The 24,661-nt window shown below is 31.9% G+C and carries 21 protein-coding genes; 13 read left to right on the top strand and 8 right to left on the bottom strand.

Annotation, left to right across the window (positions count from 1 at the left end; genetic code table 11):
• Positions 1-7: 7 nt before the first annotated feature.
• Entirely contained in the window at positions 8-559 is a 552-nt protein-coding gene (msrA, locus tag D1815_RS03905) for a peptide-methionine (S)-S-oxide reductase MsrA (protein ID WP_118385982.1), read from the bottom strand.
• Positions 560-706: 147 nt separating this feature from the next.
• Here msrA and D1815_RS03900 point away from each other — a divergent pair, with 147 nt between their 5' ends.
• The 7 genes from D1815_RS03900 (at position 707) to D1815_RS03870 (ending at position 11,150) form a co-directional block, all read left to right on the top strand.
• On the top strand, positions 707-3,139 hold the full coding sequence (locus tag D1815_RS03900) for a DUF5916 domain-containing protein (protein WP_118385981.1): 2,433 nt from the start codon (positions 707-709) through the stop codon (positions 3,137-3,139).
• 54 nt (positions 3,140-3,193) lie between these two features.
• A complete protein-coding gene (locus D1815_RS03895) occupies positions 3,194-3,862 on the top strand; it encodes an ABC transporter ATP-binding protein (protein ID WP_027391736.1) in 669 nt (222 codons plus the stop codon).
• 43 nt (positions 3,863-3,905) lie between these two features.
• Positions 3,906-4,679 carry a TIGR02757 family protein gene (locus tag D1815_RS03890; RefSeq protein WP_118385980.1) on the top strand — a complete coding sequence of 258 codons (774 nt, stop codon included), beginning with the start codon at positions 3,906-3,908 and terminating at the stop codon, positions 4,677-4,679.
• A gap of 140 nt (positions 4,680-4,819) precedes the next feature.
• Entirely contained in the window at positions 4,820-6,280 is a 1,461-nt protein-coding gene (locus tag D1815_RS03885; protein ID WP_118385979.1) for an alkaline phosphatase PhoX, read from the top strand.
• Between the two features lie 66 nt (positions 6,281-6,346).
• Positions 6,347-8,119 carry a cytochrome-c peroxidase gene (locus D1815_RS03880; RefSeq protein ID WP_233557494.1) on the top strand — a complete coding sequence of 591 codons (1,773 nt, stop codon included), beginning with the start codon at positions 6,347-6,349 and terminating at the stop codon, positions 8,117-8,119.
• 148 nt (positions 8,120-8,267) lie between these two features.
• Positions 8,268-9,728, top strand: coding sequence for a phosphatase (locus D1815_RS03875; protein WP_118385977.1), 1,461 nt, complete (start codon positions 8,268-8,270; stop codon positions 9,726-9,728).
• Positions 9,729-9,950: 222 nt separating this feature from the next.
• The gene (locus tag D1815_RS03870) at positions 9,951-11,150 is read left to right on the top strand and encodes an ATP-binding protein (protein ID WP_027391741.1); all 1,200 of its coding nucleotides are present in this window, start codon (positions 9,951-9,953) and stop codon (positions 11,148-11,150) included.
• 7 nt (positions 11,151-11,157) lie between these two features.
• Here the strand turns inward: D1815_RS03870 and D1815_RS03865 are convergent, their stop codons facing one another.
• Together D1815_RS03865 and D1815_RS03860 are read right to left on the bottom strand one after the other, a co-directional pair.
• Positions 11,158-12,714 carry an NAD(P)/FAD-dependent oxidoreductase gene (locus D1815_RS03865; protein WP_233557492.1) on the bottom strand — a complete coding sequence of 519 codons (1,557 nt, stop codon included), beginning with the start codon at positions 12,712-12,714 and terminating at the stop codon, positions 11,158-11,160.
• Between the two features lie 53 nt (positions 12,715-12,767).
• Positions 12,768-13,496, bottom strand: coding sequence for an NYN domain-containing protein (locus D1815_RS03860; RefSeq protein ID WP_027391743.1), 729 nt, complete (start codon positions 13,494-13,496; stop codon positions 12,768-12,770).
• 54 nt (positions 13,497-13,550) lie between these two features.
• Between D1815_RS03860 and D1815_RS03855 the strand changes: the two genes are divergently transcribed.
• Both D1815_RS03855 and D1815_RS03850 read left to right on the top strand, forming a co-directional pair.
• Entirely contained in the window at positions 13,551-14,285 is a 735-nt protein-coding gene (locus D1815_RS03855) for a YqjF family protein (RefSeq protein ID WP_118385976.1), read from the top strand.
• A gap of 182 nt (positions 14,286-14,467) precedes the next feature.
• Positions 14,468-14,977: a porin family protein gene (locus tag D1815_RS03850; RefSeq protein WP_027391745.1), complete on the top strand. Its 510-nt coding sequence runs from the start codon at positions 14,468-14,470 to the stop codon at positions 14,975-14,977.
• Positions 14,978-15,030: 53 nt separating this feature from the next.
• On the opposite strand, the gene D1815_RS03845 is transcribed toward D1815_RS03850, so the two are convergent.
• Entirely contained in the window at positions 15,031-16,266 is a 1,236-nt protein-coding gene (locus D1815_RS03845; protein ID WP_118385975.1) for a DEAD/DEAH box helicase, read from the bottom strand.
• A gap of 237 nt (positions 16,267-16,503) precedes the next feature.
• On the opposite strand from D1815_RS03845, the gene D1815_RS03840 reads away from it, so the two are divergent.
• Genes D1815_RS03840 through D1815_RS03830 form a run of 3 tightly spaced genes read left to right on the top strand, consistent with a single transcriptional unit; the run spans position 16,504 to position 20,021 of the window.
• Complete coding sequence (locus tag D1815_RS03840; protein ID WP_118385974.1) at positions 16,504-18,429, top strand: BatA and WFA domain-containing protein; 1,926 nt, start codon at positions 16,504-16,506, stop codon at positions 18,427-18,429.
• Positions 18,426-19,679, top strand: coding sequence for a dihydroorotase family protein (locus D1815_RS03835; RefSeq protein WP_027391748.1), 1,254 nt, complete (start codon positions 18,426-18,428; stop codon positions 19,677-19,679). The genes D1815_RS03840 and D1815_RS03835 overlap by 4 nt, the downstream gene beginning before the upstream one ends.
• 12 nt (positions 19,680-19,691) lie before the next feature.
• Positions 19,692-20,021, top strand: a complete 330-nt coding sequence (locus D1815_RS03830) for a membrane protein (protein WP_027391749.1) — start codon at positions 19,692-19,694, stop codon at positions 20,019-20,021.
• A gap of 18 nt (positions 20,022-20,039) precedes the next feature.
• Here D1815_RS03830 and D1815_RS03825 read toward each other — a convergent pair whose 3' ends face one another.
• The 4 genes from D1815_RS03825 to D1815_RS03810 all read right to left on the bottom strand — a co-directional run bounded on the left by D1815_RS03825 (position 20,040) and on the right by D1815_RS03810 (position 23,240).
• Positions 20,040-20,390 carry a hypothetical protein gene (locus D1815_RS03825; RefSeq protein ID WP_035084241.1) on the bottom strand — a complete coding sequence of 117 codons (351 nt, stop codon included), beginning with the start codon at positions 20,388-20,390 and terminating at the stop codon, positions 20,040-20,042.
• Between the two features lie 192 nt (positions 20,391-20,582).
• Positions 20,583-21,890, bottom strand: a complete 1,308-nt coding sequence (locus tag D1815_RS03820) for an alginate export family protein (protein ID WP_118385973.1) — start codon at positions 21,888-21,890, stop codon at positions 20,583-20,585.
• A 98-nt stretch (positions 21,891-21,988) separates the two neighbouring features.
• Positions 21,989-22,858, bottom strand: a complete 870-nt coding sequence (locus D1815_RS03815; RefSeq protein WP_118385972.1) for a type IV pili methyl-accepting chemotaxis transducer N-terminal domain-containing protein — start codon at positions 22,856-22,858, stop codon at positions 21,989-21,991.
• Between the two features lie 28 nt (positions 22,859-22,886).
• The gene (locus D1815_RS03810) at positions 22,887-23,240 is read right to left on the bottom strand and encodes a hypothetical protein (protein WP_027391753.1); all 354 of its coding nucleotides are present in this window, start codon (positions 23,238-23,240) and stop codon (positions 22,887-22,889) included.
• Positions 23,241-23,851: 611 nt separating this feature from the next.
• Here D1815_RS03810 and D1815_RS03805 point away from each other — a divergent pair.
• Positions 23,852-24,658 carry a hypothetical protein gene (locus tag D1815_RS03805; RefSeq protein ID WP_118385971.1) on the top strand — a complete coding sequence of 269 codons (807 nt, stop codon included), beginning with the start codon at positions 23,852-23,854 and terminating at the stop codon, positions 24,656-24,658.
• The last annotated feature ends 3 nt before the right edge of the window (positions 24,659-24,661 follow it).

Here is a 24,661-nt window from a genome sequence, read left to right as displayed (position 1 = left end):
ATTAATTCTAAATTTCCTTTTTCAACTTACTCTTAAAAGTATGCTGCAATTTACTTAGTTTTGGGTTAATCACAAACTGACAGTATCCTTGTTTACTATTTTGGTTATAATAATCTTGATGATAATCCTCCGCATTATAAAAAGGTCCTAATGCTGTTACTTCTGTTACAATTGGACTATCAAAAACACCTTCCGTTTGTAGCTTATCAATCATTGAATGAGCCATTTTTTTTTGATTTTCATTTTCATAAAATACAGCGCTTCTATATTGAGTACCTCTGTCCGCTCCTTGCCTATTTAAAGTAGTAGGGTCATGAGTCGCAAAAAAGATTTCTAATAACTCACTATAATTAATAATATTTGCATCGTACACTATCTTTATTGCTTCAGCATGCCCAGTTCTTCCTGTTGTTATTTCTCTATACGCAGGGTTTTTTATAGAACCTCCAGTATATCCAGAAATCACTTGAAATACTCCTTGTAACCTTTGAAAAACTGCTTCTGTACACCAAAAACATCCTCCAGCAAAAACTGCGCTATCTAAGTTATTATTTCCCATAATATTGTTAAAAAATAAATATTGTTTAACGAATGTACATATATAGTAAACAGCCCTAATGCTTTTTAACTTTTCATTAGTACGCCATTCAGATGTAAATCCTAGTTTTGCAGTTGAGTCGAAAAAGTAAGGATTTTTTTACAAAACATGAATAGAAAATTACGCCCTATCCTTAGTGTGCTATTTATACTGCATACTATTCTTTTATTTGGTCAAGAAAAAAAACAAATTACGGCACACAGAATATCTACCTCACCTAAAATTGATGGTATTCTAGATGATCAGGTATGGTTAGATATTAGTCCATCTGGTAATTTTAATATGTGGCAACCTGGTAATGATGGGACTATACCAGAAAGTCTTAGAACAGAAGTAAAAATGGCATATGACGATAAAGCGGTATATTTCGCTGCTTATCTTTATGATGATCAACCGGATAAAATACTACGCCAATTTAGTCAAAGGGATAATGTTTTTGCTCAAGCAGATTTCTTTAATATATCCATGAACACATACAATGATGGAATTAACGAGACACGTTTTTTTATTACTAGTGCCGGAACAATAGGAGATGCCAGAGCTGATCAATTCAATGAAGATTTTAGTTATAATGTAGTATTTGACGCAAAAATATCTTTTGATGAGAAAGGATGGTATGCTGAATTTAAAATTCCATATAATGCTTTACGTTTTCCCGAAATACCAGTTCAAGATTGGAGTATTAACTTTTTTAGACGGTTACAGAACAGGAACGAAACACATTCTTGGAATTTTGTAGATAACGAAGTAGGGCAACGCACACAATATAACGGGCTTGTAAAAGGCGTTAAAGATATAAACCCACCTGTTAGACTTACTTTTTTTCCATTTGTTCAAGGTTTAGCAACTACATCCGACGGAGAAACAGAAACAGATTTTAGTGCAGGACTAGATGTTAAATATGGATTAAGTGATAGCTTTACTTTAGATGCCACTCTAATTCCAGATTTTGGGCAAGCTGCATTTGATGAAGTTAGACTTAACCTAGGACCTTTTGAACAAACTTTTGGAGAAAATAGACAATTTTTCACGGAAGGAACGGAACTTTTTAATAAAGGGCGTATTTTCTTTTCTAGACGTGTAGGTAATGGTCCTACAGGTTCGGTATCCGATGAAGATCTATTAGAAAATGAAATAGCAGAAGATGCTCCTACTAAGGTAAACCTGTTAAATGCACTCAAAATATCGGGAAGAACTAAAGGGAATTTAGGGATTGGTTTTTTTAATGCAATTACTGAAAAAACCGAAGTTCGTATTACCGATACCATTACAGGAAATCAAAGAAAAAAAGTAGTTGAACCTTTAGCTAACTATAATATTTTTGTATTAGATCAACAATTTAATAACAACTCTTCTATTTCATTAATTAATACTAATGTTACCCGAAACGGAAGTGATTTTAGAGATGCCAACGTTACTGGTTTGGTATGGAACTTAGCTAACAAAGCCAATTCTTATCGATTAACTGGGCGCTCTATAGTAAGTCAAGTAAATCTTCCTGGTGACAATATTGGTGGTTTTAGATCAGAACTTGATTTTGATCGTATTAAAGGGAAATGGAGATATGGATTTGGACACGATCTAGCTAATACCACTTTTGATATAAATGATTTAGGAGTAAATTTTAGAAATAATTTCAATAGCTTCCGAGTTAGTACTTCTTACCAGATTTTCGAACCTACTAAACTATTTAATAACTACAGAATTAATCTTTTTGCTAGACATCGTAGATTATATGACCCTAGTGTTCAAACTTCCAATTCCCTTGGTGTCGATTGGTTTTTTGTTACTAGAGAACGTTTTGCTTTTGGAGGTTTTACTATTTATGATTCTGATACTGATGATTACTTCGAACCTAGAGTAGATGGCAGATTTGTAACATTCAGTGAAAACCTTGGTGTAAATCTATGGGTATCTTCAGATTATCGTAAAAAATTTGCTTATGATATTCGACTATTTCATCGTAATTGGTTTGAAGATGATCAACAAACCTACAGCATGAACCTTTCTCCTAGATATCGGTTCTCCGATAAACTTTTAGTTATTTGGACTACGGATTACTCTGTTAGAAAACGTAATTTTGGATATATCGATAATGATGATACTGATGTTTTCTTAGGACAACGAGATATTACTACAGTAGAGAATTCTCTTAGTGCTAGCTATAATTTTGACCCATATAAAGCAATTAATCTTCGTTTCAGAAATTTCTGGAGTACAGCTGATTATTCTGAAAATATTTTTTATACACTTAATGATGATGGTTCACGAACTCAAACAGACTATGACACTACAGAAAATGATCCTAATACAAATTTTAATATCTGGAATTTAGATTTAAGTTTTAGTTGGAGATTTGCTCCAGGAAGTGAAGCTACACTGCTCTATCGTAATCAAATATTTAACCAAGATGAATTATCAACGATTAATTATACGGATAGTTTAGATAATCTTTTTGGTCAACCCATAAAACATACCTTATCATTAAGAGTCGTTTATTTTCTAGATATAAATAATTTAAAAGGTTCTTTTAAAGGATAATCTTGGCGAATTTTAGGATATTAGTTACTTTCACAATCTCTAGAGATATAATTGATGATAAAAGCTAATAATATTCATAAACACTATGGCGATTTACATGTCTTAAAAGGTGTTGATTTACATATAAAAGAAGGAGAAATTGTTTCTATTGTAGGTGCTTCTGGTGCAGGAAAAACTACATTGCTACAAATTTTAGGAACTTTAGATAGAGCATCAAAAGAAAAAGGAAGTGATTTATCAATTAACAATAACATCATAAATTTCCTTTCGGAGAAGCAACTTTCTAAATTCAGAAATGAACAATTAGGATTTATTTTCCAGTTTCATCAACTGCTACCCGAATTTACCGCTTTAGAAAATGTATGCATTCCAGCTTTTATTAAAAAAGTACCAAAAGCGGATGCAGAAAAAAGAGCTAAAGAATTACTTGGTTTTTTAGGATTAGAACATCGAGCTGATCATAAGCCCAATGAGCTTTCCGGAGGAGAACAGCAAAGAGTGGCTGTAGCGAGATCGCTAATAAATAATCCTAAAGTAATTTTTGCTGACGAACCTTCTGGTAATTTAGATAGTGAATCTGCAGAAAATTTACATAAACTATTCTTCAAACTTAGAGATGAGTATGGACAAACTTTTGTTATCGTTACCCATAATGAAGAGTTAGCAAATATGGCAGATCGTAAACTAGTTATGGTAGATGGTAAAATTGTAGACAAGTCATAGATCATTGAACACTTTTTAGAATTTCCGTACAGTACTAAATCCAGTGAAGAAACTTAATAAAACTGAACTCAAAGAATTTCTTGATGAAAAAGCAGCTTTTTATGAGCAGCTGAAATTCATAGAAACTGATCCAGTTCAAATTCCTCATTTATTTACACAAAAAGAAGATATAGAAATAGCAGGTTTTCTTACGGCAACCATTTCTTGGGGAAATCGTAAAAGTATTTTAAAAAATGCTCATAAATTAATGTCTCTTTTAGGTAATTCTCCGCATGATTATGTTATGAACCATTCGGAGACAACACTGGAAAACCTGGAAGGTTTTGTACACAGAACTTTTAATAGCAAAGACCTCTCCTATTTTATAAAAGCATTACAAAACATTTACAATAAGTTTGGTGACTTAGAAAGTTTCTTTTCTCAATATAATGAAGAAGCCTTTTTACAAAATGCAATACATCACTTTAAAAAAGAGTTTTTTACACTACCGCACCTTCCAAGAACTCAAAAACACATTAGTGATCCTCATAAAAATTCTGCTGCTAAAAGGATCAATATGTTCCTTAGATGGATGATAAGAGATGCTGGTCCTGGTGTAGATCTAGGAATTTGGAAAAACATGTCGCCATCTCAATTATCCTGTCCTTTGGATGTACATTCTGGAAATGTTGCTCGTAAATTAAATCTATTAAGTAGAAACCAAAATGATGCCAAAGCATTAAACCAACTGGATGTTAACCTAAGGTTATTAGATCCTCTAGACCCTGTAAAATATGATTATGCTCTATTTGGATTAGGCGTTTTTGAAAAATTCTAGCTTAGAATGGTTCTAAAGAATAACACTGTCTTTACATTATAAACATTAGATTGATGTTTCTTTAATAAACATAAAACCTTTCCATAAAGCTATTAAACTGAATGACAAAGTAAATTTGCTGCAACAAAATTCACATAGTCATGAAAAATTATTTACAGCTTTTTGCGCTAATTTGCGGTTTATTATTAATTTCTTGTAACGACGACGACGATACATCCACACCTCCTATTGGAGATCTTATTGAATTAGAGAGTAGATCTGTTTCGCCTGTTCTTTTAAAGAAAATGTCTGGTTTTACAGATATTGAAATTTACAATTTATTATCTTCTGAAGATACTTACATACCAGACTTTACATATGGATCTATGGCGGATGGAGCCGGTCTACTTCGTAATACAGACGGAACTTATACCCTAATAAACAATATAGAAGCGGATTATGCAATAGCGCGTATTACGCTTGATGAAACATTCAAACCAATAAAAGGAGAACATATACTTAATGCAGTTGCAACTGCTGAAACTGCTCAATGTTCTGGATCTATGATTACTCAAGAAGAGCATGGTTTTGGTCCTATGTATTTATCAGGAGGAGAATGGGGAGGAAACTCTAAGGGAGTTTTTGCAACAGATCCTTACAGAGATCCTTCTATTGCTTCTACTCCAAGAATGTTAACTTCTATGGGGCAATGGTCTACAGAAAATGCCGTTGCTATTGGAAAAGATGCATACCCAGATAAAACTGTAGTATTTATCGGAGATGATAATAGTAATGACGAAGTACCTTCTGGTCAATTAGGTATGTATGTTGGAAACGCTGGTGATCTAAATGGTGGAAAATTATATGGATTAAAAGTAACTTCTGCTGGAATTACATATGAAATGGATATGGAAGAAGGTACAGCATACGATATGGAGTTCGTAGAATTAACAGAAAAAGATATTGATCTATTAGATGCAGAAGCTAAATCTAAAGGAGTTATGGGATTCTCTAGATTAGAGGATATCGACTGGAGAAGAGGTTCTGGGGCTAATAATAGAGAAGTTTATCTTGCTGTAACTGGAAGAGATAAGCCAGATCTTATCGGAAAAGGAACTCGTTCTGGAAGAATATACAAAGTAGTATTAAACGAAAATGATCCAACAGGTGCTGGAAAAATAACTTGTGTATTAGACGGTGATAAAGAAGGTGGTAAAGCAGAAGCTTTTCACAGTCCTGATAACATACTAGTTACAGAAAACTATGCTTACATTCAGGAAGATCCAAATGGTATCCAAGATTTTAAACCTGCAGCTGCTCATTATGCAAGATTATATCAATACAATCTTAATTCTGGTGCGTTACAAGCTGTTTTAGAATGTGATCAAGTAGCTGCTGCAGCTCAAGGATATGGAGCTATAGACAGAAGTTGGGAAATTACAGGAATGATAGATATCTCTGATGTTATTGGAGTTGAAGAAACCTTTATTTTAATTACTCAAAATCATGGTTGGGAAAAAGCTGATGGTACTGCGTTTACAGACCCTAATGCTAATCCTAATGTTGCTGATAGTAGAAAAGAAGGAAGTATGCTATATATCATTAAAGGATTAAAAAGATAATTCATAAATCATATGAATCTTATGCAATTATTGCTAATAAATATAATCAAAAAAGGGGCTTGTCTTATGACGGGCCTCTTTGCTTTTTTTATTCTTTTTTCTTGCGCAAAAGAGGAAAAAAAAGAAGAAACTGCACCGATCTCATTCAATACCAAAATGCAAAAGCAATTTAATAAAGATATTTCTTTAGCAATTGCTCATTTAGATAGTATAAAACAGGATCCTAATAAGATTGAAAAGAATTTTAAAGAATCTAGAAAATACTTTAAAAAGTTAGAACCTGTATTATCTACATTAGATATTGAAAACTATGGTTTTCTCAACCAACCAAATATTTTAAAGGTTGAAGAAGAAGATTTTACAGATATTAAAATAAAGTCTCCTAGTGGGTATCAAGTCTTGGAAGAAGAAATCTTTGTAGATAAAAAAGATACTACAACGATCATAAAACATGTAAATTTAATCGCTAGTAGATTAAAACTTATTCAAAAAAACACAGGATTTGATCACATAAAACAGTATCACTTTCTATGGCTATTTAGAAAAGCAATTGCCCGAATAGCACTTACGGGTATTACTGGTTTTGATTCTCCTGTTTTAGAAAATTCATTAGAAGATTCTAAAATTGTGTATCAAAGCTTACACACTTATTTATATATGTTTAAAGATGAATTTAAAGACCCTAATCTATTTAAGGCGTGGAAAGAAGAAATACAAGTCACTATGGATTCTCTACAAGGTGATTTTAATGAATTTGATCGCTATCATTTTATCAAAAACAGAACCCATAAACAGTTAACTCTTTGGAATCAAACAGTTTCTGATTGGAAAGTCGAGTTTCCTTTTGAACTAGCTATTAAAAATGATGCAACCTCTCTTTTCTCTTCAGATACTTTTAATGTAACCTATTTTGCAGATAGAAATCAAAAAGCGATAACTCAAGATATGGTATCTTTAGGTAAAAAATTGTTCTATGACACCAACCTTTCTACTGATAAAAAAGTCAGTTGTGCTACTTGTCATCAACAAGAAAAAGCTTTTACAGATGGATTAAAGATATCAAAAGGTGTTACTCGTAATAGCCCTACGCTACTGTATGCGGCATTACAGCAAGATTTTTTCTATGACAAAAGAGCTGGCGGATTAGAAGGACAAATTATCAGTGTTGTAGAAAATGCCAATGAATTTCATTCTGATTTAAAAACGTTAGAAAAAGCTGTTATTAGTAATAAAGAATATGTAGAACAATTTGCTAAGGTATATCCTAATCGGGAAATTAATAATAACGATATCAGGAATGCAATAGCCAATTACATTCGTACTTTGATTCCTTTTAATTCTAAATTTGATAGAAATATCAATGGTTTGGAAAACACCTTATCAACAAGTGAAATTAATGGGTACAACCTTTTTAATGGTAAAGCCAAGTGTGCAACTTGCCATTTTGCCCCTTTATTTAATGGAACGGTTCCGCCTGATTATAAAGAATCAGAGATGGAACTTATAGGAGTTCCTAAGCATAATGATACGATTAATGCTACGATAAGTGAAGATTTAGGTAGATATGCGATTTATAAAACTCCAGAGCGAAAGCATTTTTTCAAAACATCTACAGTCAGAAATGCAGCTTTAACAGGACCGTATATGCATAATGGCGTATATACTACTTTAGAAGAGGTTATGGATTTTTATAATCGTGGTGGTGGCGCAGGAATTGGTATAGAGCAAGAATACCAGACATTACCTCCAGACCCCTTAAATCTTACTAATCAAGAAATTGATGATATTATAGCATTCATGAAAAGCCTAAATGATAATATTTCGGAATCAGAGTATTAGAAAACGTTGTTTAGAATAAATCTAAAAAATAACACTCTATTTACATTCTAAACATTAGGGTAATGATATTTTAATAATGATAAAACATACCTATAAAATGTCTGATCTTTTTGTGTCATAAATTTATGAAAAACAAAATCACACCATCATGAAAAAACATTTAGGCTTAGCTATTGTATCAATAGCATCATTATTAGTAACATCCTGTAATTTAGATGATTTCAGTGGAAATCCTGTTGGAGACAGAATTGAATTCGAAAATCATTCGATTTCACCTGTACTTCTTAAAACTACTCCTGAGTTTGAGGATGTCGAAATATATAATATTCTTTCTTCTGAGGATACATACGTTCCAGATTTTACCTACGGATCTATGGCTGACGGAGCTGGTTTATTAAGAAATTTCGATAAAACATTTACGCTTATTAATAATATTGAAGCAGATTACTCTGTTGCAAGAATAACACTTGATCCAACTTTTAAACCAGTTAAAGGAGAACATATTCTTAATGCAGTTGCCACTGCAAATACTGCGCAATGCTCTGGATCTATGATTACAAGGTTAGAGCACGGATTTGGTCCTTTATACCTTTCAGGAGGAGAATGGGGAGGAAATTCTAAAGGTGTATTTGCTACAGATCCTTTTAGAGATCCAAATGCTGCTTCTGTTCCTAATATGCTAACAGCTATGGGGCAATGGTCTACAGAAAACGCAGTTGCTATTGGACAAAGAGCATATTCTAACAAAACTGTTGTTTTTATAGGAGATGATGATAGTGATAACGAAATACCATCTGGCCAATTAGGAATGTACGTTGGTAGAAAAGGAGATTTACAAAGTGGTAAACTATATGGATTAAAAGTAACTTCTCCTGGTGTTACTTATGAAATGGATATGGAAGAAGGTGTTGCTTATGATATGGAATTTGTAGAGCTTACTGAAAAAAATATTGACTTATTAGATGCCGAAGCTAAATCTAAAGGAGTATTAGGATTCTCTAGATTGGAAGATATCGATTGGAGACGTGGTACTCCAGATAACAACAGAGAAGTTTATCTTACTGTAACTGGAAGAGACAGACCTGATCTTATCGGAAAAGGAACCCGTTCTGGAAGAATTTACAAGGTAGAACTAAATGATATAGATCCTGCTGGGGCTGGTAAAATTACATGTGTTTTAGACGGAGATAAAATTGGCGGTGTTGCTGAAGCTTTTCATAGTCCTGATAATATTTTAGTAACAGAAAATTATGCCTATATCCAGGAAGATCCTAATGGTATTCAGGACTTTAAACCTGCTGCTGATCATTTTGCGAGACTATATCAGTATGATCTAAATACTGGTGCACTAAAAACTGTTTTGGAATGTGATCAAGTTGGCGCTGCGGCCCAAGGATATGGAACAATAGACAGAACATGGGAAATTACTGGTATGATAGATATTTCGGAAACCATAGGTGTTAACAATACTTTCTTGTTAATTACTCAGAACCATGGTTGGGAAAGAGCTGATGGAGTTCCATTTACAGACCCTACTGCCAACCCAGATGTTGCTAATAGTAGAAAAGAAGGTAGTATGTTATATGTAATAAAAGGTTTAGAAAGATAGTTTTTCTAATTACTCTATATAAACGAATCATTTTCTTATTAAAATAGATAAATAAACTCTCTATAAATTCATCGTATTAAATGTAGATTCTAAATTAAATGTTGTAGAAATATTAAATCTTTACTAACATTTAATCGAATACAACGCAGGAAATCATAATTTTTAATATTTTTTTGTTAATTTTATTAAGAATTGTTTCACACCAGGCAATTCTTGATGAAGATGATTATTCCTGAACTCCCCATTAACGAAGATTTTAGAATTGAAGCTTTAAAATCTTTAGGCATATTAGATACAGAGCCTGAAAATGAGTTTGATGAAATAACTGCGCTTGCTGCATATCTCTGCGATACAGAAGCTGCTCTTATATCATTAGTGGATGATGATAGAGAATGGTTTAAATCTTCCTATGGCTTTTCTTCAAAAGAAATTCCCAGAAATCAGTCTTTTTGTGCACATGCCATTTTAGACCCAGATACTCCTTTAATCATACATGATGCTAGGACAGACGACAGATTTCATGATAACCCACTTACACTAGATGGTACTGTAATATTTTATGCTAGTATTCCTCTTATTGACAAGAATGGATTCGCACTAGGAACACTTTGTGTTATCGATAGCCAACCAAAGAAACTTAGTGACAAACAACTAGAGGCTCTAAAATCATTAGCGCATCAAGTAGTTATTCTTTTTGAATTGAATAAAAAGAATAAAGACTTAGAAAAAATAGAAGATAAACTTAGAAAACGTAACGAGTCATTAAAAGAGTTTGCCAGAGTGATATCTCATGATTTAAAAATGCCCTTGGCTAATGTAATTACTACCTCTGATCTTTTAAAATTAAAATTAGCAAACGATCTGGATAAAGAAACTTCAGAGTATTTCGAATATATAAAACAATCATCATTTTCTATGAGTGATTACATTAATGATGTATTGGATCATTATGAAAGTGATAGCCTCGTTCAAAACAAACCTGAATCATTTAAGCTAAATCATCTCTTAAAAGAAATAGCAGAATTATTAAGTATTAAACCAGATTGTACTATTAATTTCCCAGAACCTAATCCTTCATTAAAATCTAACAAATCTGCTTTAAAGCAAATATTTTTTAATCTAATCGGAAATAGTATCAAGTATAATGACAAAGAACATATTATCATTGATATTGAACATTCTGAAGATAAAGTTTTCTATTATTTTAAAGTTACTGACAATGGAATGGGAATTCCTGAGGATAAAATTGACTCGATTTTCGAATTATTTACTACCGCAAATGGAACCGATAGAAGCGGAAACAAAGGAAATGGAATAGGTTTATCAACAGTAAAAAAACTAGTAGTAACTCTTGGTGGTTGTATTAAGGTAAAATCTACACTTGGAGTATGTACCTCTTTTGACTTTTCTATAAAGAAATAAATAGATTTTATTTTATTGTTGCTATACAAGCTTCGGCACATTTTTCTCCATCAATAGCTGCAGAAATAATTCCTCCAGCGTAACCAGCACCTTCTCCACAAGGGTACAACCCTTTTATTTGTGTGTGTTCCAATGTTTTTCTATCTCTAGGAACTCGTACCGGCGAAGATGTTCTTGATTCTGGAGCGTGAACAACTGCTTCATTTGTCAGGTACCCTCGCATGCTTTTATCAAATGCCTTAAATCCTTCTTGTAGTGTTTTATGAATGAATTTTGGAAAAACCTCTCCCATATCTATCGAACTTAAACCAGGTTTATAGGAAGTTTCTGGTAAATCTACAGATACTTTTCTATTGGTCAAATCCACTAACCTCTGTGCAGGAACTCTTTGAGTCTCTCCAGCTAAATGCCAAGAGCGTTGCTCAATACTTTTTTGAAAATACATTCCTGATAACGGTCCATACTTCGAAAAATCTTTAAAATCTTCTAAACGAAGCTCCACAACAATACCACTATTAGAAGTTGGTTGATCTCTTTTGGAAGGTGACCATCCATTGGTAACTACTTCTCCTGGGCTTGTTGCACATGGAGCAATAACTCCTCCTGGACACATACAAAAAGAATACATTCCTCTACCATCAACCTGTTTTACTATGCTATATGGTGATGGAGGAAGATAAGGTCCTCTAACCTCACATTTATATTGTATCTGATCAATTAATTGCTGAGAATGTTCTACTCTAACTCCTAAAGCAAAAGGTTTTGCCTCTATTTCAATTTCTTTCTTGTACAATAATTCAAAAATATCTCTAGCAGAATGTCCAGTAGCTAAAATAACTTTATTCGTTTTTATGAGGTCTCCATTTTGTAGAATTACAGAATCAATTTCATTATTTTTAATATCAAGATCGGTTACCCTAGTCTCAAAATGTACTTCGCCCCCATTTTCTCTTATTTTTTGTCTAATGGCCGCAATAATTGCAGGTAATTTATTAGTTCCAATATGAGGGTGTGCTTCTACCAAAATTTGATCTGTAGCTCCAAAACCTACTAATAACTGAAGAATTCGATTTACATCTCCCCTTTTTTTAGAACGTGTATATAATTTACCATCACTATAAGTTCCTGCTCCTCCTTCTCCGAAACAGTAATTAGAATCTTGATTAACAATATGATCTCTATTTATAGCTTTGAGATCTCTTCTTCTTTCGCGAACATCTTTTCCTCTTTCTAATACAATCGGCTTATAACCAAGTTCAACACATCGTAATGCCGCAAATAAACCTGCAGGACCTGCACCAATAATTACTACCTCACTAGCGTTAGAGACATCCGGATAATCGGGTAGTTCAATTGGTATTTCCTCAAAATCCTCTTGTACAAATACTTTTATTTTCAAATTTACTTTGATCGCCTTTTGACGCGCATCAATAGAACGTTTTAAAACTTGTATGTGTCTAATCTCATCAATAGAAATTCCATTCTTTCTAGACACCATGATCTTTAAACGGTCTGGATCTGCAGCTATTTCTGGTGATACTTGTATGCTAAATTCGTATTGCAAAGGATATATATTCTAAAATTTTCGCGAAGATACAATGTTACCTATAAACAACTCTATTTGTTACGAACATAAATCAGTTTAAACTTTCCGCTAGTATGCTCGCGTTCATCTATTTCAAATTGCTTAAGCGAATTAAACAAAGGAGTCAGTTTTGCAAACCCAAAATTTCTAGAATCAAAATTAGGCTGTTTCTTTAGAATTAATGAACCTACGTCTCCCAAAAATGCCCATCCATCTTCACTTGCAGCGTCTTCTACTGAATTCCTCAATAATCTAATAGTTTTTGAAGTGATTTTATCTAGATTAGATTTATCAGATTTTTCTTTACCATCTTTTTTCTCAGTATCTTTTTTCAAAATTTCTAAATAAATAAACTTATCACAAGCTACTATAAAAGGATCCGGAGTTTTCTTTTCTCCAATTCCATACACAACAACACCGGCTTCTCGCAGTCTCATTGCTAATTTAGTAAAATCACTATCCGAAGACACCAAACAAAAACCATTCACTTTTTCTGAATATAAAATATCCATTGCATCTATAATCATGGCAGAATCTGTGGCATTCTTTCCTGTTGTATAACTATATTGCTGTATCGGATTTATTGCATTTTCTAACAAAATATTTTTCCATTTTGCTAGGTATGGTTTTGTCCAATCACCATAAATACGTTTAATAGTAGGAGTTCCATACTTGGTAATCTCCTCCATCATTTCTTTTATATACTTGGCAGGTATATTATCCCCATCGATTAGGACCGCCAATTTTGTATCTTTCATCATGGTTTTAAAGGTACACAAATACAATAGCTAAAAAAAGAATTCAATAGTAATCTAATGTGCATTAAAGAAATACTAAAAAACACACAACATAGACCTTGGGAACTGCCGTCTGATAATTGGAGATTTTATCAAGAATGGAATAGAGCAATATTCTTACATTGGAAAGTTGACTATGACGAATTAAGAAAACTTGTTCCTAAAGAATTGGAGATAGATTTATACAATGGAGAACCATGGGTATCATTAGTTGCATTTTCTATGGAAAAAATCAGACCTAAATTTCTTCCCTACTTTACTCCTATTTCTAATTTTGATGAAATCAACATTCGCACTTACATAAAATCTGGAAAAAAGACCGGAGTTTATTTCTTAAGCATTGAAGGAGGGAAAATAATTTCTTGCAGTATTGCTAAAGCCATCTCGGAACTTCCTTATCGATATTCAAAAATCAAAAGAGACTCCAATAACTATACATCTAAAAATAAAAAGTATAAAGATTCTCTAAAAATTAAATTTACAGTAGGTAAAGAACTAAACAATAAATCTGAACTTGATATTTGGCTAACAGAAAGGTATGCTCTTTTCCAGGATACTAAAAATTCAATCAACGAATATGAAATACATCATCCAGAATGGTGCATAAACGATATTGACATTAACAATTTAGAGGTTAATTATACTCGTTTCAATGATTTATTAAAAGGAAACCCTCACAAGACAAGTTATTCTAAAGGTGTTCGAGTAATCGCTTGGGGAATGAATAAAAAGAAAAAGGTCAATTATCCATAAAATTATCTGAAAAATGTATTTTGCCCAGAAAAACAAATACTTCGTCGATACTATATATTATTGAGGTAAGAGGAATATGATAAGAAAAAACAGCTCTACACCGTTAGTCTCATTAAAAAAACTTTAACTTTTATTAATATTTAAGTTTCTATATTTGATTTAAACAAACAATCAATATACCCATGAAAAAACTATTTTTTTTAGCCATTGCGCTTATCGGTTTTACCACAGTTTCAAATGCCCAAAGCTTAAAATTTGGTGTTAAAGGAGGTGTGAATTTCGCTAATATAGATTCTCGATTTGACACTGATGCCAGAACTGGTTTTCATTTAGGAGCGGTAGCAACTATCGGTTTACCTGGTAATTTTGCTATTCAGCCAGAAGTTTTATATTCTGCTCAAGGTACTGATGATTTAAAAGTTGATTATATCAATGTACCAATTTTAGTAAAATACAAATTCTTAAAGTTTGTTAGTTTCGAGGCGGGACCTCAGTTTGGTGTTGTTGTAAATGATGATTATGAAGTGGGAGAACCTGAAAGCTTTGATGTAAGTATTGCCGCTGGAGCTGGCGTAACCTTTGGGAAATTCTTTGCACAGGCAAGATATAACCATGGTCTTACAGACGTTGATGATGCTGTTAGTAGTCAAAATAGAACTTTTCAACTTTCTGTAGGATATTATATTTTTTAATAAAAAACAGCTATAAACCTAAAAAAAGGCGGAAGTTAAACTTCCGCCTTTTTTTATGATCTATTTTTTCTGCGTCTATTATAGTTTCTATTATTCCGTTTAGGTTTAAAAGAATTTTGATTTTTCTTTGGTGGCGCAGCATTATAATCAAAAACAAAACTAGGTTCAAAACCTTCTATCACTTCTTTATTTAGTGTTAACCCCAGTAATTTTTCTATTCCCTTTACATAACTTACTTCTTCTTGCGATACTAGAGAAATTGCTTCTCCACTTGCTCCTGCTCTACCCGTACGACCAATTCTATGCACATAATCCTCAGCTATATTCGGTAATTCATAATTAATCACATGTGGCAAAAGAGGAATATCTAACCCACGAGCAGCAATATCAGTAGCCACCAATACTCTAATTTTATTTTGTTTAAACCCACTTAATGCTTTAGTTCTTGCTCCCTGACTCTTATTTCCGTGAATTGCTGCAGATGTAATTCCATTTTTAGACAACTTCTCACTCAATCGATTCGCTCCGTGTTTTGTTCTTGTAAAGATGAGTACTTGTTTCCAATTACCATCAGAAATCAATTTAATAACTACGGTACTCTTTTTTGCTTTGTCTACCTTATATATTTTTTGATCTACCATCTCGGCGGTAGAATTTTCTGGTGCAGCTTCTACAGAAACAGGGTGATGTAAAATCCCATTAGCTAGTTTTTTTATTTCTTTGGAGAATGTTGCAGAAAACAATAAGTTTTGTCTTTTCTTGGGTAATAATGCTAGTATTTTATTGATATCTCTCTGAAACCCCATATCCAGCATTCGATCTGCTTCGTCCAAAACTAAAATCTCAACTTTAGAAAGAGATAAAGCTCTTCGTTCATGTAGGTCCAATAAACGACCTGGAGTAGCAACCAAAACATCCACTCCGTTTCTTAACGCCTTTATCTGAGGATTAGCATTTACACCTCCAAAGACTACCATAGATCTAAGATCCATATACGTACTATAGGCTCTTACATTATCTAATATTTGTGCCGCTAATTCCCTTGTGGGAGTTAATATAAGTGTACGAATTGGTCTTTTTCTAAATGGTTTATCCTGAGCTAATAATTGAAGGATTGGTAATGTAAAACCAGCCGTTTTTCCTGTCCCAGTCTGAGCAGATGCTAAAACATCTTTTCCTTCTAAAATTGGTGGTATTGCTTTTTCTTGAATTGGTGAAGGTATTGTATACCCTTTTTTCTCGATTGCTTTTAATAAAGCATCGGATAATCCTAATGATTCAAATGACATATAAATTGTTTAAGAAACAACAATCTACTACATAATGCCATTTCTGAATATAGCCGCAAAGGTACGTTTAATTTTAGTATATTATTTCACTTCGGGTTTTCATATTTTGTAAATCCCTAAAATGCAGTATATTTCCAAAAACAGTATCTAAATTAGTGAAATCTTGCGCTAAAAATTAGTTAATCATAAACCATCCGTAACAAATCTTATAGTATATTTGACAAACAATAATCAAGAATGCAATTTAAACACCCAGAATTTCTTTATGCTTTATTTGCCCTTCTTATTCCTATTATTGTTCATTTATTTCAATTAAGACGTTTTCAAAAAGTACCTTTTACTAATGTACAATTTCTAAAAGCGGTTACCATTCAGACTCGTAAGAGTTCACAAATTAAAAAATGGTTAACCCTATTAGCTAGGTTATTAGCATTTGCAGCACTTATTATTGCTTTTGCTCAACCATTTTTAGCTTCAGAAGAAATCGTTGGAAAAAAAAGTGAAACTGTTATTTATCTAGACAATTCTTTTAGTATGCAAGCCAAAGGTTCTAAAGGCCCATTGCTGCAGAGAGCGATTCAGGAATTGCTTAGCTCTTTACCAGAAGATGAAGTTGTTTCCATATTTACAAATACAGAAACTTTTAAAGAGGTTACCAAAAAGGATATCCGAAATGACTTACTACAACTAGAATATACTTCGAATCAAATAGCATATAGTGCTGCATACTTAAAGGGAAAACAGCTTTTAGGTAATTCTCCTGAAACTATAAAGCGTATCATTATGGTTTCAGATTTTCAACAAAAAGAGGAAGTTTTTGACATACCTACTGACGTAGAAACCAAAACAAATCTTATAAAATTAACACCTGTAACTCGCCAGAATATCGCTATTGATAGTCTTTCTCTAAGTAGAGATGAAAATAATGAAATGGTTCTAAATGTTTTATTAAGTAATACTGATGCACGTGCTGATAATATTTCTGTTGCTTTTTATAATGGAGAAAAACTAGTTGCGAAAACAACAGCTTCTATTCCTAAAAACAGTAAAACCTCTACAGAATTTAGAGTTGATGAGAATACTAAAATTAACGGCCGTATTGTTATAGAAGATCCTTCATTAAACTTTGACAATTATCGATATTTTACCATTAATACTCCCGAAAAAATAAAAGTGGTAGCTATTAATGAAACTAGTGATAATTTTATAAAAAACATTTATACATCCGATGAGTTTTTATTAATTAGCGCCAAAATAGATGAGTTAAACTATAATGATATTGGTAATGCCAATCTTGTATTAATCAACGAGATTAAGCAAATTCCTGTTTCACTAATTAATGCTCTTAAGTCTTTTAAAGATCTGGGAGGTACTATTTGTTTTATTCCAGCAGCGGATGGAAATCTTGCATCATACCAACGGTTTATAAATAGTTTTTCTTCGGAAAGTTTAATAGCAAAAAGTATTCAAGAAAAGAAAATTACAGGAATCAATTTTTCTCATCCCTTATACAAAGGGGTTTTTGATAAAAGAATAACCAATTTTCAGTACCCAAAGGTAAATTCTTACTATCAGACTACTGCAAATAATACAATCTTATCTTTTGAGGATAGTAGTCCCTTTTTATATGTAACAAAATCCATGTACGTATTTACTGCGCCTATTAATAATGAGAACTCTAATTTTAAGAACTCTCCATTAATTGTTCCCACTTTATACAACATTGGAAAACAAAGTCTAAAACTTTCTGATATTTCTTATAACATAGGACAAGTAAACACCTATGATGTTCCCATTTCGTTAGGACAAGATGGAATTTTATCATTAGAATCAAATGAAGAAAGTAGTATTCCATTACAACAGAGTTTTGCTACCAAAGTTCGAATTACAACAGACGAGGTACCTTCTAAAGCCGGTATTTATGCTCTTAAGGACAAAGAAAAATTGATTCAGCATGTGGGTTATAATTACAATACTTTAGAAAGTGATTTACAATACTATAACCTCTCTACAAACAAAGAATATGAGGTAAGCGATTCTGTAACCACTCTGTTCGAGCAAATAAAAGAAGAAACTAGTATTAACGAACTTTGGAAATGGTTTATTATTTTTGCTTTGATTTTCTTATTAATTGAAATCTTATTATTAAAATATCTCAAATGAATTTCTTATTAAAGGCAGCTACTATTTTTGATCCATCATCGCCCTTTCATAATCAAACAGTAGATATTCTTATCGAAAATGGAATCATTAAAGATATCGATTCGTTAATCGAAATAACAGAAAATGTAGAGGAAATTAAATTAGATACATTACACGTTTCTCAAGGATGGTTTGATAGTAGCGTAAGTTTTGGCGAACCTGGGTATGAAGAACGAGAAACAATAACTAATGGACTGGAGGTAGCTGCAAAAAGCGGTTTTACTAGTATTGGATTAAACCCAAACACGCTTCCCATAATTGACACCAGTGCTTCTGTAGGTTTTCTGAAAGGAAAATCTCTACAAAACGCCGTAGATCTATATCCTATCGGTTCTCTTACAACAAAATCCGAAGGTATTGACTTGGCAGAGCTTTATGATATGAAACAAGCTGGAGCCATTGCTTTTGGAGATTATAAAAAACCTATCAAAAATCCAAACCTACTAAAGATTGCTCTTCTATATGCTCAGAATTTTGATGGATTAGTACTTTCTTTTCCTCAGGATACGAGTATTGCTGGAAAAGGTATGGTACACGAAGAAAAACAAAGTACATTACTTGGACTTAAAGGTATTCCTGCATTGGCAGAAGAATTACAGATATGCAGAGACCTTTTCCTTTTAGAATATACCGGAGGAAAGTTACATATTCCGACAATTTCGACTGCAAAATCAGTTCAATTAATTAGAGAAGCAAAATCAAATAAATTAAATGTAACTTGTAGTGTTTCTGTTCATCATCTATCTCTTACTGATGAAGAATTAACAAGTTTTGACACAAATTACAAGATACTACCGCCGTTACGAACAAGAAAAGATGTAAACGCTTTAATTGAAGGAGTTAAAGACGGAACAATAGATATGGTTACAAGTGATCATCAACCAATAGATGTCGAAAATAAAAAAGTAGAATTTGATAACGCTATGTATGGAACAATAGGTTTAGAAAGTGCTTTCGGAATCCTAAATAATATACTAGATATTAATCATACTATATCACTACTTACCAAAGGAAAATCCATATTTGGAATTGAAACGGATTCCATAGATAAGGGAAATAAAGCTAACTTATCATTATTTACCTCAAAAGGAAGTTCCATATTTAAAGAAGAACACATAGGATCTACTTCTAAAAATAGTGCATTTTTAGAAAAAGCTACGAAAGGTAATACGTATGGAATTATTTCTAACGGACAAATAGTACTAAAATAAACACCTATTCTCATGCAATCAGATTACGAAAAACAAGGTAAAACTGCAGCTATAATAGCATATATAACTATTATAGGTACTATTATAGCGCTCTTTATGAATCAAGATAACAAAAACAAATTTGCTACTTTTCATATCAGACAAGCTTTAGGAATTAATATAGGTTTTTATCTGTTAGGAGCATTAGTAAGTATGTTCGATTCTTGGATAATTTCCTCTTCCTTTTACATTTTTATCTTCGTACTTTGGGTTTTTGGTTTAATAACCGCCATTAGAGAAGAACAAAAAACTGTTCCAATTGTAGGACCCTATTTTCAAGAATGGTTTACATTCGTGAAATAAATAACACTATATAATTATTTATTCCATAAGAAATTTAGTGAGTTTCAAATCAGGAGAAAGCGCGATAACTAGTATTACAGAATCACTATCTGATTGTACTAGATACCTATAACCTTCATCTTGATCCATTAAATCAAATTCTGAAAATTTACCTTGACTATCCATATTTTTGGCGACAAACTCCTTTACTTTATCTAAAGTAAATGTAGTCTGTAAGTCCGCAGAAAATTGATCAAAGATTTTCTGAGCATCATTAGCGTTATACGAACTAATTATAGTCTTCATTGTACTTTCATAATCAACATCTGTCTGGGAAACACCAATATGGAAACAGAAAAACAGACTAAAATAGATTACTTTTTTCATCATTAAATTTATTTTAAGGAGCTTAAATTTAGGGAATATTCCACTAATAATTATCGAAATTAAGTATTAACACGTATTTAAGTAATAAGAATTACGTAATTATCAGTATTGTAAATTAAGAATTTCAAAATAATATATAAAAAAACCTGCGAAACTGATTTCGCAGGTTTTGAATTATGGTATTGTTATTATATGCTATTGTTTTGGTTTTGGACTCCATTTTAGGAAGTTTGGTTTTACAACTAGCATTGCCCATCCCCAGTTTTGTAATCCGCTAGGATCAGCAACTCCTTTTAGGATTTCCATACTATCTCCCGCGAACATCTGAGAGTATCCTATTTTTAAGGTAGCATATGGTAGTATTTTTTGAGTAAAAACTAAATCTAGTTCTGTACCTAAGTATGTATCATCAGTTCCTGCTATATCTTCTGCAGCAGAGAAATAGTGAAGTTTTGCTAATAAACTACTGCTTTTACCAGTTTTGATCACAGCTTTAGCATAGATATCTTGTAGTCCTACACTATTAGCATGATTCCCTACATAAAAGTAATCCATATATCCATTAAATTTATGATTCGTTCCAAAGATTGGGAAGAAAGAAGTGATCTCTCCATCTGTTCCTCCATTATCATCACCACTAAGCAGTTCTCCACCTATTCCGAATAAAGTTTTCCCTGGTTTATAGGTAACCTCTAGACCGGCGTTATATGCCGATAAATCAACTGTTTCTGTAAATTTACCGGTTTGTGCATATAAGTTTAAAGCTATTTTTAACCCTTTAGCAGGTTTAGCGACTAAATGTGTACCAAAGGTTTGTCTATTTACAGTTCCATCAATTGGAGTTTGACCATCGGTATCCAAATTCTGATAAGAATTATTTACAAAAAGAAAACTCCCAGAAAATTTAGCCCAGTCTTTATGTAACCAAGCATAAGCCATTCCTTTGTAATCAAATACAGCTCTTACATTACCATCATTATTAGGATCAAATAAGGTGTTTATTCTACTTACTCCATTTTGATTAAAAGAAAAACCAAAATCTAGTTTTAGGCCACTTTCATTTTTATATTTAATCAAAGCTGCATCATGAAACCTTCCTTGCATTGCCCAATCCAATCCACCAAGTATTCTCTGATCATCATAAGACAGTGCTTGTCGACCTATTTTTGTCGACCATCCACTACCAAACTTAAAATTAATCCAAGCCTGAGCTAAGGAAAAACTATTGTTGTTGTCAGCAGCAGCTATCTGGGGTGTATCTCCCCAAACACTAACATCCTGTACACTAAGATATGTAGAAAACTTGTCTGCAGTATATCCAAATTTTAATCGAGAACGTTGTTGTACAAATATAGCAGCATCTACTCCTGATGGAACAAGATTCCCGAAACCACGTAAATATTCTGCTCTGGGTCTTATGTCTGCATCAATACTAAGTTCTTGGGCCTTTATACTACCTATTAGCAATAAAACACACATTAATAATTGTAGTCTTTTTTTCATATGAATTGGTTTTAAAAAATTAAATAAAAAAAAACGTATTAAAAACTTGTTTAAAATACGCTTTTTTCCCCATTTAAATAACAGGTGTTAGTTATAATTTATATTTTCACTTTTTCATATAAACCTGTAACTGTGTTAAAAGCTTTTGTTAAGTCATTACTGATTTTATACATTTCAGAAGGCTTAAACCCTTGATTCATTAGCTTCTTTTTATTGTTTTTAACACTCTCCCACTTGGTCATTGCAAGCCCTAACTTTTCATCAATTTTCTCATTATTAAAATTAGAAATCAATAACATAGTTATAGCACCATCAATTTCATTAAATACATTATTCAACATCTGTTCAGAATTCTTTGTCTTCAATGTGGTTTGATTTGCAAAATAATACAATGCTAATCTTTGAGAAAGCATACGTTGTCTTCCTGCCATATTAATAATTTGCTTAAGCTCTAAATCGGATTCACCAGAACCGTCATCCTCTAAAAGATCTTGATCGTTTTTATTAGCTCCTTTTGATTCCACAATAACAGCAGATACCACATCATTGGTTGCTTTTAGTAAATCTGTATTTAAATCAATAATCTTTTTTGCATTATCATAATTTGGAGTACTCTCTATAAGTTTTTTAAACTCTACCCAAATACCATTTACCTTTGTAATTCTATCTTTAGTTACCTTGTAACTAGAATTCTGATTGATAATACCATTCTGTTTCTCGAAGATAATTTTACTAGTCAAAAGGTCCCTCTTAGCTTTTGCATCACTAGGGTTTTCTACTAAATACAGGTAGGACTTAGCCATTTTTTGACTTAGCATTCTTTGCTTTCCAGAAATATTAACCGCTTTATTAAAGGTTAACATTCCGTATTTTATGTTTTGTTGTGCACTTGTTGTATTTGTGCTCGACGCCACTATTCCAAATAAGAATAGTAACATTATAGACTTAAATGTAAAATTTTTTTTCATTGTTTAATTTTTATAATTGAGATTAATTTTAATATTCCTCTAAGGATAAATGGGTGATTTTATTATCGGATGATAGTCCTAAAACTAGAATTGTAGAAGAATTTTCGAATTCCATTAAATAACGTTTGTTACCATCGTCATCCATTAAAAAAGAAGATTCTCCCATCGTTCCTTTTTTAGCCTGATTATCAGTAATAAAACTCGTTACTTTGTCCAATGTAAAAGAAGACTGTAAATCTGAAGAAAACAGTCCAAAAAGGGAATTAGCATCTTTTGCATTATATGCATCAGAAATTTTTGTGATAGTCATTTGATAACTATCCTCGGTTTGTGTAAAACTAAAACATATAGATAGTAATAGTAAGTAGGTAATTTTTTTCATAAAGTTTGGGATTTGGTATTAAAGATTAATATTTTACTTAATATTCCATTATTGGAAATTTACGGTTTAACCGTAAATTATTTTGAATAACTGAAACAAAACTATTTCAAAATCCGATTAAATACATACATCTTCGATATAATGCACTTTTAATAAGTTTAGTAGCGCTTATTTTAAGTTTATTGGAAAATTTATATAACAACCTGTAATATTCGTTAGATAATATAAAATTGGTTTTTGCCAAAAAACACTGTTTATTTAAAAATTATTATGGCAGTCATAACTTTAAATATTTGATTTACTAAATAGTTCCTAAGAGCATTCATAAAGTTTATTTTACATACAAATCATTTTTAATATTATCTAAAACTAGATCAAGCTTACGGGTAAACCGTAATTTTGATATGTTTTTAACATAATTTTAACTTATGTTTAACACGATCTTGTTAAAAAAACTGATTTAAACGCTTAAAATGAATCTAATTAATCCAAGAAAAATATCTTGTTGTAAAATAAGAAACACAAAAATCTCGTTATCAATTATTTAGAAAAAAAGCATTTGTAAGCTTAATCCTACCAAAACTAACTAACAAAATTACCTTATAGTGTTTATGAAGAGACTATCTAAAACAATTTCAAAAATTTTAATAATCTGTGCTTTAACTATATTCACACAAATTGGTGGACTGCTTTTCTTTATTTCAGAATTTATGATCTCGAAAAACATCAAAAGTTATCGATTAAAAAAAATTAGCTGGTTTATTGGTTTATATATATTTAGTACTTTTTTAATTGTACCATATCTCGCTCCTTTATTTGGGAGAGAAAAAATTAGAGATAATGATCTTATAGCGTCGTGTACTTTTTTTACCAAATTATGCAATAGAAATTATGTAACTCCAGAATTAAATATCGCCTTACAAAACATAGCTAAAACTGTAAGTGAAAATAATAATAAAATTAAGCTCATATATCTAGATGCTAATTTCCCTTTTATTAACGGATTTCCATTACCTCCTCACCTTAGTCATAATGATGGTAAAAAAATTGATCTCTCTTTTATTTATACTAACAGTAGCGATCAGATCACTAATAAAAAACCTGCGCTTTTTGGGTATGGTATCTATGAAGGCCCAAATTCTAAAGAATATGATCAAATTAAAGTATGCAAGAAAAAAGGATACTGGCAATATGATTTTGCTAAATACTTGACTTTTGGAATTTCAAATAATCAACTTAAGTTTTCAAAAAAAGCAACAAAAGATTTACTTTTGACAATTGTAAATCAGAAAGAAGTAGGGAAAGTTTTTATAGAACCTCATCTAAAAAATAGATTAGGGGTGCAACATCCTAAAATTCGATTTCATGGTTGTCAAGCAGTAAGGCACGATGATCATATACATTTACAACTAAAATAACTT

This window comes from Aquimarina sp. AD1, from assembly GCF_003443695.1.
Taxonomy (GTDB): Bacteria; Bacteroidota; Bacteroidia; order Flavobacteriales; family Flavobacteriaceae; genus Aquimarina; species Aquimarina latercula.
The sequence above is the reverse complement of the archived record's forward strand: the minus strand, read 5'-3'. Positions and strand labels throughout refer to the sequence as shown.